Origin of the sequence: Nodularia sp. UHCC 0506 (genome assembly GCF_034931045.1) — a bacterium.
GTDB lineage: Bacteria > Cyanobacteriota > Cyanobacteriia > Cyanobacteriales > Nostocaceae > Nodularia.
On record NZ_JAYGHH010000002.1, the window covers coordinates 142816 to 160345 of the forward strand.

Annotated in this window: 16 protein-coding genes; 4 read left to right on the plus strand and 12 right to left on the minus strand. The window is 42.6% G+C overall.

The window, feature by feature from the left end:
• Positions 1-146: 146 nt before the first annotated feature.
• The 12 genes from VB654_RS02325 to VB654_RS02380 form a co-directional block, all read right to left on the minus strand.
• Entirely contained in the window at positions 147-794 is a 648-nt protein-coding gene (locus VB654_RS02325) for a hypothetical protein (protein ID WP_323211775.1), read from the minus strand.
• A gap of 305 nt (positions 795-1099) precedes the next feature.
• Positions 1100-2665, minus strand: coding sequence for a CHAT domain-containing protein (locus tag VB654_RS02330; RefSeq protein ID WP_323211777.1), 1566 nt, complete (start codon positions 2663-2665; stop codon positions 1100-1102).
• A gap of 107 nt (positions 2666-2772) precedes the next feature.
• A complete protein-coding gene (locus VB654_RS02335) occupies positions 2773-5031 on the minus strand; it encodes a PP2C family serine/threonine-protein phosphatase (RefSeq protein ID WP_323211778.1) in 2259 nt (752 codons plus the stop codon).
• A gap of 916 nt (positions 5032-5947) precedes the next feature.
• A complete protein-coding gene (locus tag VB654_RS02340; protein WP_323211780.1) occupies positions 5948-6895 on the minus strand; it encodes a F0F1 ATP synthase subunit gamma in 948 nt (315 codons plus the stop codon).
• Between the two features lie 150 nt (positions 6896-7045).
• On the minus strand, positions 7046-8566 hold the full coding sequence (atpA, locus tag VB654_RS02345) for a F0F1 ATP synthase subunit alpha (RefSeq protein ID WP_323211782.1): 1521 nt from the start codon (positions 8564-8566) through the stop codon (positions 7046-7048).
• Between the two features lie 191 nt (positions 8567-8757).
• Entirely contained in the window at positions 8758-9315 is a 558-nt protein-coding gene (gene atpH / locus VB654_RS02350) for an ATP synthase F1 subunit delta (RefSeq protein WP_323211783.1), read from the minus strand.
• On the minus strand, positions 9312-9875 hold the full coding sequence (locus VB654_RS02355; RefSeq protein ID WP_323211784.1) for a F0F1 ATP synthase subunit B: 564 nt from the start codon (positions 9873-9875) through the stop codon (positions 9312-9314). The genes atpH and VB654_RS02355 overlap by 4 nt, the downstream gene beginning before the upstream one ends.
• A gap of 115 nt (positions 9876-9990) precedes the next feature.
• Entirely contained in the window at positions 9991-10482 is a 492-nt protein-coding gene (locus tag VB654_RS02360) for a F0F1 ATP synthase subunit B' (protein WP_323211786.1), read from the minus strand.
• A 142-nt stretch (positions 10483-10624) separates the two neighbouring features.
• The gene (gene atpE / locus VB654_RS02365; RefSeq protein ID WP_010994186.1) at positions 10625-10870 is read right to left on the minus strand and encodes an ATP synthase F0 subunit C; all 246 of its coding nucleotides are present in this window, start codon (positions 10868-10870) and stop codon (positions 10625-10627) included.
• A gap of 132 nt (positions 10871-11002) precedes the next feature.
• Positions 11003-11749 (minus strand): F0F1 ATP synthase subunit A, encoded by a 747-nt coding sequence (gene atpB, locus VB654_RS02370; RefSeq protein ID WP_271923553.1) that lies wholly within the window; start codon positions 11747-11749, stop codon positions 11003-11005.
• 117 nt (positions 11750-11866) lie between these two features.
• Entirely contained in the window at positions 11867-12307 is a 441-nt protein-coding gene (locus tag VB654_RS02375) for an ATP synthase subunit I (RefSeq protein ID WP_323211789.1), read from the minus strand.
• Between the two features lie 300 nt (positions 12308-12607).
• Positions 12608-13789: a class I SAM-dependent methyltransferase gene (locus VB654_RS02380; RefSeq protein WP_323211790.1), complete on the minus strand. Its 1182-nt coding sequence runs from the start codon at positions 13787-13789 to the stop codon at positions 12608-12610.
• Positions 13790-14523: 734 nt separating this feature from the next.
• On the opposite strand from VB654_RS02380, the gene VB654_RS02385 reads away from it, so the two are divergent.
• The 4 genes from VB654_RS02385 to VB654_RS02400 form a co-directional block, all read left to right on the plus strand.
• On the plus strand, positions 14524-14823 hold the full coding sequence (locus VB654_RS02385) for an RNA-binding protein (protein ID WP_323211791.1): 300 nt from the start codon (positions 14524-14526) through the stop codon (positions 14821-14823).
• Positions 14824-15074: 251 nt separating this feature from the next.
• Complete coding sequence (locus VB654_RS02390) at positions 15075-15449, plus strand: DUF29 family protein (RefSeq protein WP_323211792.1); 375 nt, start codon at positions 15075-15077, stop codon at positions 15447-15449.
• A gap of 177 nt (positions 15450-15626) precedes the next feature.
• A complete protein-coding gene (fbp, locus tag VB654_RS02395; protein WP_323211793.1) occupies positions 15627-16676 on the plus strand; it encodes a class 1 fructose-bisphosphatase in 1050 nt (349 codons plus the stop codon).
• Positions 16677-16989: 313 nt separating this feature from the next.
• Positions 16990-17530, plus strand: a 541-nt coding sequence (locus VB654_RS02400; protein ID WP_323211795.1) for a transaldolase family protein, incomplete at its 3' end; no start/stop codon positions are given.

Sequence of the window (17530 nt, forward strand, 5' to 3'; positions counted from 1 at the left end):
ATGATGAGACTACCCTGTGATATCTATGCCTAAAGAATAATAAAAAATCTCAAATTCATACAATGAGTATTATGGGCGAGCAAAACTGTTTGCAGCCTGAAATTAAACTAAAGCTTTGATATTCTACAAAGATCAGTAAGCTAACGTTAATCTTCGGAGTCAACACCGTTTAATTGCTGGAAAGCATAGTAAGCGATCGCGACACTGATTTTTGCTTGCTCAACTTCTGACAAATTTAGCCAATCTCGATTTTCGGTCTTACTAAGCATCGCTTTTACGTCTGGCGATTCGCTACTACGCATGGCATGGGCAAAGGGACGGGTTAAAACAAACAAATCTTCTACATCCCAAGCAGGTAATACAGATTGAACACACTGCACTAGTTGATCGCTCATTGTTTGTTGAGAGGAAAAAATATCAGCAGCCTTTTGAGCGATCGCATTGAGCCAGGTTTGGGGTACAACATTGGCAAAGGTTGAATTTAAAGCTACTTGCAAACTATCGAGAACTGATTGATTTGGATCACATTTGTGATGTGTACAAGTTGTAACCTCAGACCAAAGGCTGTCTAAGTGACTATAAAAAGCTTGGGATTGTGTGAGCAATTCCTCATCGAAAAAATCCTGCGTCGCGAACCGTTGTTCTAATTCGCTAAAATAGGCTTCAGACTCATGATTAGCTGGATTCCAAGGATAAGCGGCATCTTCTGGTTCAAGTAAAGTCTCTAATAATTCTAATTTCACTTGGGGTAATAAGGTGTTGAAAGTGTTTAAGCCGTTAACTTTATTAGTCATTGCTTGCCTCCTGATAAATTATTTAGCAATATTGACAGCTACAACTTCCCGAATTAGATTTCCGCAAAACTGTTAATTTTATCTAACGTTGACAATAATTTTTTACATCTATTACAGTATGGCGTAAATAAAGCAATCATTTAAAACTGTGGAACAGCCTGTTTTATCAGCTTTTTGACTTTTGAGTTTTAATTTCCACCTTGAGGGCGGCACTAGTACAAGTCGGCGGAAATAAACAGGCCATTCAAAATCCATGAAAAGCCTGGAAAATAAGACTTTTGACTTCCACCCTGCGGTACTAGTTACTAACAATCTTCAATTACAAACTGCCAAATTTTACCTCTAGAACTACCAAATTTTAATTGCATTCCCGATTTTAAGGTAACTTCTTCACGGAGAATTTGTTGCCAACCATTAGGGCCTAAACACCAAGTTGTACCATAAGTAGAAAAATCTTGTAAGTAATAAGTTCTCACTGGGATAGTACCAGTTAGATTACTGCGACATAAAATTTCAGCGTGACGCTTAGAAACTGAAGGTTCTGGAATCACAATATCATTATCTTTAGTGCGACCGATGCGAGTAACTCCGGGTCGGAGAATCCAAGTTTGCCCAGTGGATGAAAGCGATCGCAAAGAAGCGATGGGAATGGGAGAATTGATATTAGGGATGACACTATCTGGTAATTCGGTAATTCCTTCATAAAAACTCTTAATCAGTTCACCATCAAAATCTGGGTGCAGATAGAGAACAGGCAAAGTCCAAGCAAGTTGATTGAACTTATATAGTGTTAACAGCTCTTGTCTAGCTTCGGCAACTGCCTCATCAATAGATTTACGCGATCGCAAAGCCTCAGTAAAAGCTTGAATAAAACTGTGGCTTTCATGATCAGCAATTTGATCACGCATTCCCAAAACAGCAGGAACACCATGACGGATTAATACTTCTGCCAAACTGCTGGCTGGGATAGCTTGGTGATTAATAGCGGCGGGTTGTGCGCCCCAACAAGCATTAAAAACTGCCAGCTTCAATCCACTGCGGGTTAATACTTGAGCTAATTCAATCCCATTCAGAGTCATACCAGGACGTAAAAAGAATAATCCACCATCTGGGCCTGGTAGACCATGACCAGCGTAAAAGAAAACGTTATATGCTGCGGTTTCTAACTCTTGAATTAATTCTTGTGGCGTAGGTTGCAAGAGGGTCTTCACTGTGCAGGGTGCATGGGTCGGAGAATTGCTACTTGCCAAAATTTTTTCTAAAATAGCAGCTTCTTGAGCTAATTGCAGGTTTTCATCATGTCCCAAAACTAATAAAATACTCAAAGCTTGATCGGTTCGTAAATACGGCAGGGGTTCTACTTCACTGGTTGTGCGACTAAATAGCAAATCTGGTGACAGAGACATTGCAGACTGACCAGGTTGACGCTGCATAATTTCCCAAGGTAGGGCAATCAGATCCGGGTCACGAATTTCTAATCGAAAACGCAAACGTGTATACCGCCCCATCGCTATACCCCGACTGCGTTCAAAACTGCCAAGAATCGGGCCGTCGAAGATCCAGCGCCAGAGATTAATGCCCAAATATTGCATCAAACGACTACTGTAGCCAGCTGTTTGTCCTGAAGGGGGTGAAACTAAATTGATGGCAGATTGGTTATCTGACTGCGGCTGTAAACCAGGAGAAAGATATAAACCACTATGGCCAGCAAACATTTGCTGCCATTCTTGCCAAACTTGAGTGAGTTCAGCAGGCCATACACAGTCATGTAAAACATAACCACTGGGATATGGAGCTTTGACCACCCAAATAGCGAAGTTATCTGTGCCAGTGTTGATGAGACGGGCGATCGTCAGGTTCAGGGATGGCATGGATTCATTAAACTAAAAGGTTAGAGCAAATAATTTCCAATAAAAATTTTCCTCAGACGAGTTTTTTTGTGTAATTATTATCTGTATTATTCCAGATTTTCAGCAGTTTAACGAGTATTTAACTCAGTTTCGGTAGCATCTATACCTTCATTAGCTGTTGGGGGTTGGTTAGAGTTAAAATTACACGGATGGTCTGCACTTGATTGTAAGACGGTGACTCCCAGAGTTTGCAGTTCAGATAGTTTTCGCCACAGTTTCTGCTCTGCTGCTGGCACAGGTGCATTGTTGACTAGATTTGCCGTGTCCTGAGTGCAGAGTCGAAGATGTACTAATAAGTCTCCAGTCTCCGGTTGAGGATTGGGTTTTGTCTCAATTACTTCCAAAAAACTATTTTGGGGCAGTATTTTCTGATTACTGTCAAGGATTGCCCTTTGGGTTTGAATTACCCAACCAGGAGCGAGGTTATCAAGCGATCGCTCTGTAATTTCTGGATCAGTAGGGGGAGTTGGTGGTACTGTTATCGTGGTAATAGTATCTGATGGCAATGGCGATCGCAGTCGCATCATTAAGTACCCTAGTGAACCAGCTAAAATCACCAACAGCAAAGGAACAATTAAACTCCAGGGCAGTTTAGCAATGGTATTGGGTTGACTCTCTGGTATTACCTTTGTTTTTTGGTTAGGGCTACCATCTAGTAAAGTGGGTTGTAAACCCTTAGTTACAGAACTTGTAGTTGAGAGCGAAGAAATATCTGGAATGACTGCTTTGAGGGTTGAGTCTGGTTCGCAATATTTAATTTGATAGTGTATTAATGCCAAGGTCACATTATCATGTCCGTTTCTGACATTAGCCAGTTCCACTAATTTGTCAGCAACTTCGACTAAATCATCTTCACCAGTCAGAATTGGTAAAATTTCTGTTTCCCAATAATCTTCCACACGGTCAAAATCGCTCAATCCGTCTGAGGTTAGTAAAAATATTGCATCTTCATCCAAGATCAATCTCTGGGAAGTAGGATGTAATGAATTACTCGGACTCATTCCTAAAGCTTGCACCAGAGAACCAGCACCAGGCTGTTGCACTGCGTCACGATAAATAGCATAGCCGAGTCGTACTTCCCGCGAAGCCACATCATCATCAAGAGTCACTTGGTAACAACCGTGGCGGGTAATCCAATAAGCACGACTATCTCCAACGTGAGTAATGTAAATTTCGTGAGCAATAGGCAACGCCATCACTAAGGTTGTACCCATACGTTGACGCGCGTGGCGATTTTCGCTGTCATTGCGTTGGCTAATCTTATCATTGGCAATTGCGGCGGCATTATCTAAATCAGCCAGCAGTAAGGAAGGCTCAATGTGATCATAGGGAACATTTATCAGTTGCTGTACTTGCTGATGAATTGTTTCAATCGCTAAATTAGATGCGACATTACCTCCTTGATGTCCACCAATGCCGTCACAGACAATGGCTAAAGCTGATGCTTGTGGTGGTTTATTTACAACTGTGCCACTGGCAGGGTAACAGGCATCTTCGTTACGTTGACGACTCGGCCCTGTGTCTGTTTTTGTCACAAGTTTAATAGTAGGAGTTTGAGAGCGTCCTAATTCTGCCAGACCTTTATCTAAAACTGCAATAAGTATTTCTGGTGAACTAATCTTGTCCTCAATGAGAAAATTACTCACCTGGTGAACAAATTCCGCGATCGCTGGTTTGGAATCTGACGCTAATTTTTGCCAAAATGCCCCTAGTTCCGGTAAACCTGGTGATATGGCAGCATCAAAACGCAATTCTAACAAGCGAACTAATGATCCTTTGACCCGAACTAAATTAGGGTCTATTAAACTAGTAGCCACCCCTTGACTTTTCAAAGGTTGCCACAAATTAGCTATCTGCCATAGCCAATTAAGTTGACGCATTGATGTCGCATCGCGCCAAGCAACGTTTAACTGGCTACATAGCTGTATTTGTAGTCCTGAACTATCTGGGTACAAAGGTGGCTGTTCTAAAAGTAATATTTCCTTGTGGGATTGTCCCTCAGATAGAGGAATTATGCCATATACCTGTGGTACGTTGAGGCTATAAGGAATCAGCCTGAGATAAGCTTTAATACCCTCTACATTATCTAATTCAGGTAATTGGGGTAACAATCCCGGCTTCTTATCTAAAACAACAGATTTACTAATCACCAAATAGCGATCGGCTAATACATCTCCAGGGCTACCCACACTCAAACCATCCCCTACAGCCCACAGGTAACGTTTAGGTAGGGGTGTAGAGCATCGCTGGCAAAATTTGTGAGTTAAGGGGTTGGCAGCCAGACAAGCATCATTTGGGCAGTAGAGCGTTGCCGCATCATTTTCCATAGTGTTCGCAGTGATCAGCGATTGGCAATTTTCTCAAAAGCGTTGGTAGCGGTAATCTAAACCGCCGAAGTTTCTTGAACTCAATCTATCTAATTGTGGATCATCATTCCCGGTCAGATACCAGGGTATGTTAATAATTAATTTACCTATGCCAATAATTTACTCCTTAATCAACTCTACAGCCTCATCATAGCTTCTATTCCGCTTTGACTCTCCATGATCAGAACAGACCAATTTCACCTTGTCACCAAAGCATAACTCAAACAAATTTATTCAGGTGTGGAAATTTGGGGAAGCTATAGAACTCGGTAGGGCTTGATTCAATTAAGTAGATCGGCTCAAATATTTATAATTATTTAGGGTTTGCTGTTCGCGTAGCTTGCCGTTGGGCATAAAAGTTTTGTTGTGGAGGTAGGGAACAGGGAATAGCTTCAGTTATCTGTTATCCCCAAATTTTCTGATTTATTCAACCCAAAATTCACACTTTTGATGGTACACCCTTCAAAACCCTTGCACCTACCTTCGGGTTGATTAACCTCAAACCTTCGATTTATCTGGTTTTTATATTTATTCAGCAAGTCCTATGTCAAGAGATAGAAAGCATGGAGTGTGTTGTCGCGCAACGCACCCTTAAAAATTTCAGATATTTTCAGGTAAATAGACCAAAAAAAATAGGGGCGCAAGGCCTTGCAATCTTAGGATAGATGTGGTTCAAATACATGAAAATTAATGTAAGGTTATGGTTTTTTTCTTCAAGGCTTTTAGGAATCAACAATGCCCTCAACTGCTTGGTGGTTGCTATACTGATCTCCCACAGCTGGGAAACAACTAATCCCAAATACTCAAAATAGCCAATTGCTAATTTCCAAACAACTAGCAATTAGCTATTTATCAATACTAAACAATGAGCAATTCCTTAAGTTAGTGCTTCAGCACCACCCACAACCTCTAACAGTTCTTGGGTGATGGCGGCTTGTCTAGCTTTGTTGTAAGACAACGAAAGACTCTTAATCAAATCACCGGCGTTATCGCTGGCGTTGTTCATCGCTGTCATCCGTGCGGCTAGTTCACTGGCTGCTGATTCTTGTAACGCCCGTAATAGCTGATTACTCAGATACAGAGGGAGTAAAGAATCCAGAATTTGCACAGGATCTTGCTCAAAAATCATGTCACGGGGCAGAGGGCGGACTTGGCTAGTCACCTTTTGCCGTTCCACTTCAAATTGACCGCCACGGGTTGTCAGGCGGAAAATTTCGTCATCTGGTGCTTCTAAACCTTGTGGATCTAGGGGCAGCAGGGTTTGTACTACAGGACGGGAACTAACTAAGGAGACGAATTTTGTATAAATTAGCTCAATCCGATCCACACTTTCTGAGAGGAACAAAGAAAGTAATTGATCGGCAATTTCCGTAGCTTCCACAGCTGTAGGAATTTGTTCTAAGCCAGTGTAAGTACCGTCAATGGGTTGTTCACGACGTTGGAAATACTGGATGGCTTTGCGTCCTACCAGCACGAATTTGTATTTTACGCCTTCTGCTTGCAGTTCTTTGGCGCGATTTTCTGCCCGACGGATAACGTTACTGTTGTAACCGCCACACAAACCCCGGTCGCCGGAAATTACCAATAGCCCAACTGTTTTCACTTCCCGTTTTTTCAGTAGTGGGAGGTCTACATCTTCAAACCGCAGACGAGTTTGCAAACCATACAGGACTTGTGCCAAGCGGTCAGCAAAGGGACGAGTAGCAGTTACCTGTTCTTGGGCGCGACGTACTCTCGCAGCTGCTACCAGCCGCATGGCTTCTGTGATTTTTTTGGTGTTTTTGACCGACTGAATGCGATCGCGTATTGATTTAAGATTGGCCATATTTTTAAGTTCTGAGTCCTCAATCCTGAGTGTTGAGTGACAACAAGTACTGAATGCTGAATTTTCTAGAAATTAGTAGGTATAAAAACTCTTTCAACTTCTAACTCCTTCTTTTACTCAGCACTCAGCACTCAGCACTCAGCACTTGACTTAAGCTGTTGCTTTGAAGGTCTTTTTGAATTCAGTTAGCGCTTCCTTCAAGGCTTTTTCTTCTTCGTCACCGAGTACCTTTTTGGTTTTCACGGAGTCGGTGTACTCAGGTTTGCCGGTTTTTAAGAATTCCCGCAGACCCTTGGTGAAGGTAGTTACTTTTTCTACAGGGACATCATCTAAGTAACCGTTAATCCCCGCATACAGAATTGCTACTTGCTCATATACTGCGAGGGGAGCATTTTGTGGCTGCTTCAGTAGTTCCCGTAACCGTTCACCACGTGCCAATTGGTCTTGAGTGGCTTTATCTAAGTCAGACGCAAATTGGGCAAAGGCTTGCAGGTCATCAAATTGGGCTAATTCCAATTTAATCTTACCGGCAACTTTTTTCATGGCCTTGGTTTGTGCCGCCGAACCCACCCGTGATACTGAAATACCGGGGTTTACTGCGGGACGAATACCAGCGTTAAACAGGTCAGAAGAAAGGAAGATTTGACCGTCGGTAATAGAAATTACGTTGGTGGGGATGTATGCCGAAACGTCACCAGCTTGGGTTTCGATGATGGGGAGGGCAGTCATGCTACCTTTACCCAATTCGTCACTTAATTTAGCGGCGCGTTCCAACAAGCGAGAGTGAATATAGAACACATCTCCAGGATATGCTTCCCGTCCTGGTGGACGACGTAGCAGCAAGGACATTTGGCGATAAGCTTGGGCTTGCTTGGAAAGGTCATCATAAACCACCAAGGTCGCTTTGCCTTTGTACATAAAGTACTCAGCAATTGTGGCTCCGGTGTAAGGTGCTAGATATTGTAGTGTCGCTGGTTCACTGGCACTAGCAGCAACAACTACGGTGTAGTCCATTGCGCCTTTTTCTTGGAGAGTTTGCACCACGTTAGCCACGGTGGATGCTTTTTGACCAATGGCAACGTAGACACAAATTACATCTTCGCCTTTTTGGTTGATGATGGTGTCAATAGCGATCGCAGTTTTACCTGTTTGACGGTCGCCAATGATCAATTCCCGTTGGCCACGACCGACAGGAATCATTGAGTCAATAGCTGTAATCCCAGTTTGCATGGGTTCGTGTACAGATCGACGAGCGATGATCCCAGGTGCAGCAGATTCAATCAAACGACTTTCGGTAGTGTTGATATCTCCTTTACCGTCGATAGCACGACCCAAGGCATCTACCACCCGGCCAACTAAGGCTTCACCTACGGGAACCTGGGCAATTCTACCAGTAGCAGTAACAGAGCTACCTTCTTGAATTTCCAGACCTTGACCCATAAGCACAGCGCCCACGTTGTCTTCTTCTAAGTTCTGGGCGATGCCAATTGTGCCATCTTCAAATTCTAAGAGTTCTCCAGCCATAGCCTTTTCTAGACCATAGATGCGGGCGATACCGTCACCCACTTGGAGAACTGTACCAACGTTAGCAACTTTGACTTCTTGGTCGTATTGCTCGATTTGCTGCTGAATAATGCTGCTGATTTCGTCAGGTCTAATTGAAATACTCATGTGTCTATGTTGTTTGCTTTTCAGAGTAGGGAGTTACTTCGACTGCGCTCAGTAACCGGGGGAGTGGGGAGTGAAGAAAGGGTTTTCCTTAATTCTCCAATTATTTCATCCCCTGCACAGTTACCTTGCCAGACTATCAGCACAGCAAGGAAACTCTAGCAGTATCGCAATTACGAATTACGAATTACGAATTACGAATTACTAGTTAAGCGCAAGGAAAGGCGGCGCAACTGACCACGTAAACTAGCATCAATTACTTGGGAGCCGACTTTAATAATCACACCACCAATTAACTCGCTATCTATTTTAGATTGCACCTCTACCTGACGAGCATTAGTGATAGTCAGAACTTTTTCCACTACCGCTTGCTGTTGAGCATCTGAGAGAGGAACTGCTGAAGTTACTTCTGCTAGTACGGTTTGATTCAGCTGGCGCAATAAAGCCAAATATTGCTGTAAAACTGGTTCTAGAAAAACTATCCGCCGTTTATCTACCAGTAACAACAAAAAATTGCGTAAGTAGGCGTTGCCACTTTCACCCAGGATTTGTCGGATTAGAGCCTTTTTGTTCTCACCCGTAATAAAGGGGTTGCCAATAAAGTTCTGTAGATCCTGATTTGCTGAGAGTAGACCTAACAAACTCCGGGCATCTTCGCCAAACTCTTCTGTCAAGTTTTTTGATTGCGCGAGTGACAACAGAGCTTGTGAATAAGGGGCGGCTATTTCAGCTGTTGCTATGTTACTTGTCATCCCTCGCCTCCCAATTGTGCGATGCTACGTTCAATTAAAATTTGTTGAGTATCGTCGGCTATGCCGCTTTTTAGTTCCGTTTCGACCTTTTGCAATGCCTGAGCAACTACCCGTTGCTGCAACTGCGCGATCGCTTTATTTAGGTCTGCATTTAAGTCAGCCGCACCTGCTGCTTGCAAGCGTTCAATATCTATAGCAGCCTGCGCCAAGATAGCTTCACTTGCAGCTTGGGCGTTTTCTTGCGCTGCTTGTTTGATTCTTTCGGCTTCTGCTTGAGCTTGCTCTAACTTCTGCTGTGCTTCTTTGAGTTGCTGTGCGGCTTGAGCTGCTCTTTGCTCTGCATTCTTAATTGCTGTTTCAATTGTATCCCGGCGAGTTGACAGGGTTTTACCCAGAACTTTCCGCCCGAAAACAAACAGCACAGTAATAATAATGGCCAGGTTAATCAGGTTGGTGTCAAATATATCTGTATTTAGACTAAATCCACCATGTCCCGCTTCTTCTGCCAAGTCACTTCCGACGGCGCTGGCTTCCGCCATCAACAGTAAAAAAGTCCCCATGATTTTTCGTCCACAAATGCGCTGCCAAGGCTTAACATGACCCACGCCGCCAACAAATGTTACTTGGCGAGTGCGTCTTTACAATGTCACTTAATGATTCCAAGCTAAATTTTCATTAGCGCCGACTTACTACATCTGCTCCTAAAAGCTTCTCTAGTATTTGGCAACTGAGTGAATCGACTTGTTGCTCTAATGAAGCAAAAGCTGCTTGTTTTTGCTGCTCAATTTCACTAGCAGCCTTTTCTTTTTCTGCCTGGGCTTGTTTCTGTACTGCTGCTATTTTCTCAGCCGCGATTTTTTGAGCTTCGGCTTGAGCATCAGCAATGATTGTTTGAGCTTGTCTTCTAGCACCTGCTAGAGATTCCTCATATTCCTCTGCCAATTTTTCGGTTTTTGACAAGCGTTCCTGGGCTTCTAGTTGATTGCTACGAATATAATCATTCCGGCCATCAATCGCATTACCCAGTGGCTTGTATAGTGTTGCGTTCAACACTAGAGCTAAAACTAGAAACTGAATTGCCATTAAGGGCAGGGTAGCATCTAGATCAAATAGCCCCCCTTCCTTGGCAACCTCTTCTACTGCTAATAAGGTAATCCAGTGTGTCATGGTTGCTAATTTCTATCTAAATATATTAGTCCTGAGTCCTGAGTCTGTGAGTTATGAGTTATGAGTTATAAGTTAAATTCCTAACCCTAACTCTTAACTCCTAACTTTCTGATTACTCAGCACTCAGCACTCAGCACTGAACTTATGCGAAGGGGTTAGCAAACAGTAGCACTAGGGCAACTACTAGACCGTAGATGGTTAGCGCTTCCATGAATGCCAAACTTAATAGCAATGTACCGCGAATCTTGCCTTCAGCTTCTGGCTGACGTGCAATACCTTCTACAGCTTGTCCAGCAGCGTTACCTTGACCAATACCAGGGCCGATTGCAGCCAAACCAACAGCTAGAGCAGCAGCTAAAACGGAAGCAGCAGAAACTAATGGGTCCATGATATTCTTTCCTTAATTTACTCAGTTGAATGGGTCTAGAAGTTGTTTGGTGTCAGTTGCCATTTGCCCTTGATCATTGTTAAACAATCAATGACTAACGACTAAATGAATATTGAGGGTATTTAATGCCCCTCATTCATGATGCTCTTCGCCATGATCTTCCATCGCTTCACCGATGTAAGCGGCGGCTAAAGTCGCAAAAATTAGTGCTTGGATGGCGCTGGTAAATAGTCCCAAAGCCATAACTGGCAGAGGTACGAACAATGGTACTAGCAATACAAGTACACCTACTACAAGTTCATCAGCCAAAATGTTGCCGAATAAACGGAAGCTTAGGGACAGAGGCTTGGTGAAGTCTTCAATAATCTTGAAGGGCAACATAAACGACACTGGTTGGACGTAGTTGCCAAAATACCCTAAACCCTTTTTGCTGAACCCAGCGTAAAAGTACGCCAGCGATGTCAACAACGCTAAGGCAACTGTTGTATTAATGTCGCTTGTAGGTGCTGTCAGTTCACCTTCTGGTAAATGAATCAGCTTGAAAGGAACCAGCGCCCCTGACCAATTTGACACAAAAATGAACAAAAACAAAGTGCCAACGAAAGGCACCCAAGGGCGATATTCTTTTTCGCCAATTTGGTTTTTAGCCAAATCCCGAATGAATTCCAGGGCGTATTCCATGAGGTTCTGTAAACCACTGGGAATTCTTTTAATGTTACTGCTTGCCGCTAAGGAAGCTAGCACTAGCACACCAATAACAAACCAGGATGTGAGAAACACCTGACCATGAAGCTTCAAGTTGCCTATTTGCCAGTACAGATGTTTTCCCACTTCCAATTCGGCAAGTGGAAGAGAGTAGAAGTTCAGAAAATTCAGCATTTTCTTTCCATATCAATCATTTCTCCAATATTACCTGGAGAAGAGGAGCTTTCTTTGCAGTGTGGATATTCCTCACGCAAGGCTTATGCCAGCTTTTTCAGGTTGTCTGAGCTTTGGCTAGTCAGAGACAAAAGCCATCCTAATTACGTAGAAGATGAGTGTGGCTTTGTATGTGAGAAATCCCAAGAATATGGGTAATATTTGTAGTTGATTCCACCGCGATGCTAGTAAAATCAGCGCTACTAATAAGGCTAACCTAGTTTTACTCAGTGCCTGTTTTTCTCTACCTAAACGCTCAACGTCTTTTGCCAACAGCCTCAAATAAAGCACACCTGCACACGCCCCTAATAGATAATTTAGGGCAATGTTCAGAGAGTAAGCGATCCACACAGAGATAAAAACAGTCACTGTCAAGGCAAGTGTAATTATCAACAACTCCTGGTAGAGTTGATAGAACTCCTGCATGGAACCATTAACCGGTTCTGTGTCTTCAGAACCAGATTGAGTATCTTGTTGTGTTGTCGGAGTGGGGTCAATTGAATCTTCTGACAAGCTCACGAGACTTGAAACCAGTACAGCTAACTTATAATGACTGCACATTCAGTCAGCTGAATCATATCACGATCAGGTAACAATACTTTAGAAAAAAACAATTAACTTCTTGCCAGGTTCAGACTCAGGGTAGAAGCCTGCCCTGTCCAGGAAAATCGGAGGAGAGGGAGTGAACGAAGAAGTGGGTAAAAAGCCCAAATTCTAGCTAATCAAATTCCAACTTTCTTCAAATTTCGCCTTCAGAAGTGCTGAGTCCTGAATGGGGATTAGCGCCCCGTAATTAGAAATTTAATGCTGGTAGTTTAATTAACTCAGTGATAACAAAATTATCTGTTGTTTAAGGAGTGACCTAACTTGATTTAAATCGATTTGCACCGTGGCCAAAATTTCTGCTAACGTTAAATTTCCATCACAGTTTTGTAAAAATTGCAACTCTAATTCTGATAAGTTAACAATCTGATAATTGTAATTAAATACACATTGACTAGGAAAACCATCAATACAAGGGTTAAGTTCAGGAATGGCTTGCAATAGGTCTTTATCCTCTGACCAGTCGGATTTAATCAGGGGAAGACGACCGAGGAAAAATTCATAATGGGTAACTTCGGGGTCTAGTAATTCTATCAGGCGGTAGCGCTGGCGATCGCTCAATTCTTCTGCTCTCTCAACTAACTCCGGTGCTTTCGCTAAAAGTCTTGATAACTGCCAAAAATCAGGATTAGAGAAATTAAGAAATTCCAAGCCAGAAGCATCAATTAATTCAAACAGCGTTTCAATGTTGTAATCAATTTCCTGGGGATGAACGTACATATCCGCAAAACATTCATCCTTGTGGTTTTCTAAAGACCAAAGTTCTTGATCTCGCTTGACAATGCGGTTCTTTTCTGGTAGGGAAGAGAATAGTTTTCTTCCGACTTGTACCCCATCACGATAATCGCCTTTTTTGTCACCTTGGAGAAGTGCGATCGCCTTTTGCATGAGTTGAATTTCCCAGCGTCCCAATTCACCATAGACAAAAATGTGCATTAGTCCACCAGGGGCTAACTTTTTCGCCAAAGCTTGAATACCACGGATAGGGTCAGGTAAGTGATGCAACACACCCACGCAGTTAATCAAATCAAACTCCCCTGGTAGCTGTTCCACATCATACAAACTCAGGTGATGAAACTCCACCCTATCAGCACCCGAACGTTGACAGCGTTCCTTGGCTACCTCTAAAGTTCCTGCACTTAAATCAATTCCTACCACCTGGGCTTGGGGGTTGAGATGTACCAAATATTCAGTACTCACACCAGAACCACAACCAGCATCTAAAATACGGATATCTTGCTTTAGTGGTTTGCGGCCAGCGCAAAAGTTGTAAGCAGCTAACCAATTCCAGCGCCAATTGTAACCAGGTGGGGCTTCATCTAGTAGAGGTTCTGGCGGGAATGGATAGGTATCGTAAAGTTTCGCAACAGCAGCACTAACAGTTTGGGAGTCTGACATGATCAGGAAGAACGCAGTATTTCTGAGTTTAGCGGATAGAGAGAATTAATAGACATTCGCTGCAAAAGAATCTAGAGACGTTCTTGGTGGGGGAGCGTGAACAATTACATTTGATGTTATGAAAAATTGTAAAGTCTCATACTTTTAAAAATGTGACAATCAGTTATAAATAATATGCCGAAAACCCTTGATAGTCAGCAACGTATTTGCACATCCTCTACTTTAGAGACAAGGATGTAGCTTACTTCTTACAGAGTAAACTAGATACAACTTTTCGGGTGCTTTGATGTTAAAATGGCTTCAACACCGAAGGGTAATCAACCTGTATAAAAACCGGATGTTGCCTAATGGCTCCAAGCTGAACCTTCTCCCAAAGGGAGACGCTAACGCGAAGACAATTGAAAATATGGGGTTCTATTCCATAGTTCTAGCTCCTTTCCAGGAATAGGTAAAATTTTCATGGGGACTAGACAACCAGCATTGTACGGGCGGATTGCACGCCCCTAGTAAACAAATGTTGGAGTCATCCAACTACGGTAGGACATACGCTCATATATCGGTATGCCTCAGTTCAGCCCCTTAGTATCTTTAGGTGAAGAACAAGCCAGCATCAGATAGCTGTCCTACAACATTCGCCATTGGTGAGTCAGAACAGACTATGCAATATTTGCAGTTTGTTAATTTTGTTTCTCCAGCTGAACTAATCGCTTTTTGTTGAAAATTACTTGACCCACATGACTATTTACGTTGGAAACCTCTCTTACCGCGCTACTGAAGAAGACTTACGGTCTGTGTTTGCAGACTACGGCGAAGTCAAAAGAGTAGTTTTACCCACTGACCGCGAAACAGGACGGATGCGTGGCTTTGCATTTGTGGAAATGAACGAAGATGCCCAAGAAGACGCTGCTATCACCGAGTTAGATGGTGCAGAATGGATGGGTCGTCAACTGAGAGTCAATAAAGCCAAACCAAGGGAGGATAACCGACGGGAAGATAGTCGGGGAGGGAGTTGGAATAAAAAACAAGATTTTTAATAAAGCAAATTCTTTGAAAATAGCAGATTACTTTCTAGTGACGCAAAATTAATTTGCCTAAATTTGCTAGAAATAATAAATATATACTATATACCCGGCTAGTTGTTAAGATTCAGTAAATTTTTAGACCAGTCGGGTATTTTTATCAGTGTGGAATATCTGGATTTTGCACAAGAGGTTAAGTCCTGATGGAAGAACTTATAGAATGACGCGAATTATTAAAAAGAGGCAACATATCCAGTGCGCTATTAATGCTTGATGAAATGGAAGAGATGAGCAAAAAGGATATTCTCAACAAAATTCGTAGTTACGGCATCATCCTTCTGTTGCACTTAATCAAGCAAGAAATAGAAAAACGCACAACCCGATCTGGGGATGTATCGATCCGTAATGCGATTTTAGAAATTCAAGACTTGAATGCTCGTCTCAAATCTCAAGGCACATACCTTGATGATTATGAACTCCGTGAATCCATAGAAAGTGCATATCGTCAAGCAATTAACCAAGCATCTCTAGAGATTAATGAAGGACAATATGAATCATCTGAGCTTCAGCAGATGGTAAACAAACAAGACATTTGCCACCGAGCAATGGCTGCACTCTCAGTATTTCCCGATGACGAATAAGGCTAAAAATAGTTGCGGATTTGGGGTTCGGTGGCAAAGTCGCCCCCAAATCTCAATTCTTTAGTTTATCTAAAATCATATTTAAGATATCAGAATACCTTTCTAAGATAGAGGCAGCAATTAAAAATTGCCATTGATAAACTTGACCCACAAGCAAAAAGCTAGGGAATAACAAAAATGACTCAAGCGCCAGAATCTCTAGATTTGTCTATGAATGATGCCACAGCTAAAAGCTTAGATCGTGATTGTACAACGTTATCGCGTCACGTACTCCAGCAGATGCAAAGTTTTGGCGCAGATGCTCAGGATTTAAGTGCGCTGATGAATCGCATCGGTTTGGCAGGTAAGCTGGTGGCTCGTCGTCTCAGCCGCGCTGGTTTAATGGAAGGTGTCCTGGGATTTTCTGGCGATGTGAATGTCCAAGGCGAATCTGTCAAAAAGATGGATGTCTATGCCAATGATGTATTTATTTCGGTGTTTAAGCAAAGTGGTTTAGTCTGTCGCCTAGCTTCCGAGGAAATGGAAGAACCCTACTACATTCCAGAAAACTGCCCTATCGGTCGTTATACTCTGCTCTATGACCCCATTGATGGCTCATCGAACACAGATACTAATTTGAGCTTAGGTTCGATTTTCTCTATTCGTCAACAACAAGGTGATGATCAGGATCAAAAAGCCACTGACCTTTTGACCAACGGACGCAAGCAAATTGCCGCCGGATATATATTGTATGGGCCTAGCACAATGCTGGTCTATAGTATGGGTAATGGCGTTCATTCTTTTACCCTTGACCCCAGTTTAGGGGAATTTATTCTTTCGGAAGAAAATATTACCATTCCTAACCACGGCTCTGTTTACAGTGTGAACGAAGGGAATTTTTGGCAGTGGGAAGAATCTATGCGGGAATATATCCGTTATGTCCATCGGACTGAAGGTTATACAGCTCGTTACAGTGGCGCGATGGTGAGTGATATTCACCGAATTTTAATTCAAGGTGGCGTATTTCTCTATCCCGGCACAATTCAAAACCCAGAGGGTAAGTTGCGCTTGCTTTATGAATCTGCTCCTTTGGCTATGTTGATTGAACAAGCTGGTGGTCGTGCAACTACGGGTTTAGTAGATATTTTGGATGTAGTACCGAAGAAACTGCATCAACGCACACCTTTAATTATTGGTAGCAAAGAAGATGTAGCTAAGGTGGAGTCTTTTATTCAAAACGGACACTAACCGCCGTAATTCGTAATTCGTAATTCCGATACTACAAGCGTTTCGTTGACTGGTAAGGGGTTGTTTATTGACATGGTGCTGTATGAAATAGGATAAACCTCTACCAGTGATGAGAAGTTATTTTGGCTGTGTGATTGGATAATATCTGGGATTGGGGATGCACAATAGCCCTGGTGATGAATTAAAAATTACCTCAGCTGGTCGATGTCATAAGTGATTGGTAACGCCACAATTCAACAGTAAGCATCAACACAAAGATGTGTTTTGCGTTTTTTCACTTAGAAACATCATTAACAGGAGTCAAACTAGAGCTATGGCGACTAATCATTTACTAGAAATTAAACAACATGGTCAAAGTATCTGGATGGATAACTTGAGTCGTGAGGTTATTCAATCAGGTGAACTCAAAGACTTGGTAGAGAATCAGGGTGTCTGTGGGATTACCTCTAATCCAGCTATCTTTGAAAAGGCGATTGCAAACAATGCGATGTATGATGCTGATATCGAAGCTGGTATTCGCGCTGGATTACCTACATACAAAATTTACGAATCCCTCATTTTTGCAGATATTCGCAACGCTTGTGATATACTGCGCCCCGTATATGAAGCATCGAATAGACTGGATGGTTACGTTAGTATAGAAGTACCACCAACCATCGCCCATGATACTGAAGCATCAATAGCTGAAGCTCGGCGCTATTTCCAAGAAATTGGGCGGGAAAATGTAATGGTGAAAATTCCTGGTACAGTAGCTGGTTTACCAGCAGTAGAACAGGCGATCGCTGAAGGTATCAATATTAATACTACGCTGCTGTTTTCAGTCAATAGTTACATCAACACAGCAGAGGCTTATA

What these genes read in the sequence shown, in the direction of transcription:
- VB654_RS02325 (WP_323211775.1), bottom strand. Translation starts at nt 794, where the DNA reads ATGACTAATAAAGTTAACGGCTTAAACACTTTCAACACCTTATTACCC.
- VB654_RS02330 (WP_323211777.1), bottom strand. Translation starts at nt 2,665, where the DNA reads ATGCCATCCCTGAACCTGACGATCGCCCGTCTCATCAACACTGGCACA.
- VB654_RS02335 (WP_323211778.1), bottom strand. Translation starts at nt 5,031, where the DNA reads ATGGAAAATGATGCGGCAACGCTCTACTGCCCAAATGATGCTTGTCTG.
- VB654_RS02340 (WP_323211780.1), bottom strand. Translation starts at nt 6,895, where the DNA reads ATGGCCAATCTTAAATCAATACGCGATCGCATTCAGTCGGTCAAAAAC.
- atpA (WP_323211782.1), bottom strand. Translation starts at nt 8,566, where the DNA reads ATGAGTATTTCAATTAGACCTGACGAAATCAGCAGCATTATTCAGCAG.
- atpH (WP_323211783.1), bottom strand. Translation starts at nt 9,315, where the DNA reads ATGACAAGTAACATAGCAACAGCTGAAATAGCCGCCCCTTATTCACAA.
- VB654_RS02355 (WP_323211784.1), bottom strand. Translation starts at nt 9,875, where the DNA reads ATGGGGACTTTTTTACTGTTGATGGCGGAAGCCAGCGCCGTCGGAAGT.
- VB654_RS02360 (WP_323211786.1), bottom strand. Translation starts at nt 10,482, where the DNA reads ATGACACACTGGATTACCTTATTAGCAGTAGAAGAGGTTGCCAAGGAA.
- atpE (WP_010994186.1), bottom strand. Translation starts at nt 10,870, where the DNA reads ATGGACCCATTAGTTTCTGCTGCTTCCGTTTTAGCTGCTGCTCTAGCT.
- atpB (WP_271923553.1), bottom strand. Translation starts at nt 11,749, where the DNA reads ATGCTGAATTTTCTGAACTTCTACTCTCTTCCACTTGCCGAATTGGAA.
- VB654_RS02380 (WP_323211790.1), bottom strand. Translation starts at nt 13,789, where the DNA reads ATGTCAGACTCCCAAACTGTTAGTGCTGCTGTTGCGAAACTTTACGAT.
- VB654_RS02385 (WP_323211791.1), top strand. Translation starts at nt 14,524, where the DNA reads ATGACTATTTACGTTGGAAACCTCTCTTACCGCGCTACTGAAGAAGAC.
- VB654_RS02390 (WP_323211792.1), top strand. Translation starts at nt 15,075, where the DNA reads ATGCTTGATGAAATGGAAGAGATGAGCAAAAAGGATATTCTCAACAAA.
- fbp (WP_323211793.1), top strand. Translation starts at nt 15,627, where the DNA reads ATGACTCAAGCGCCAGAATCTCTAGATTTGTCTATGAATGATGCCACA.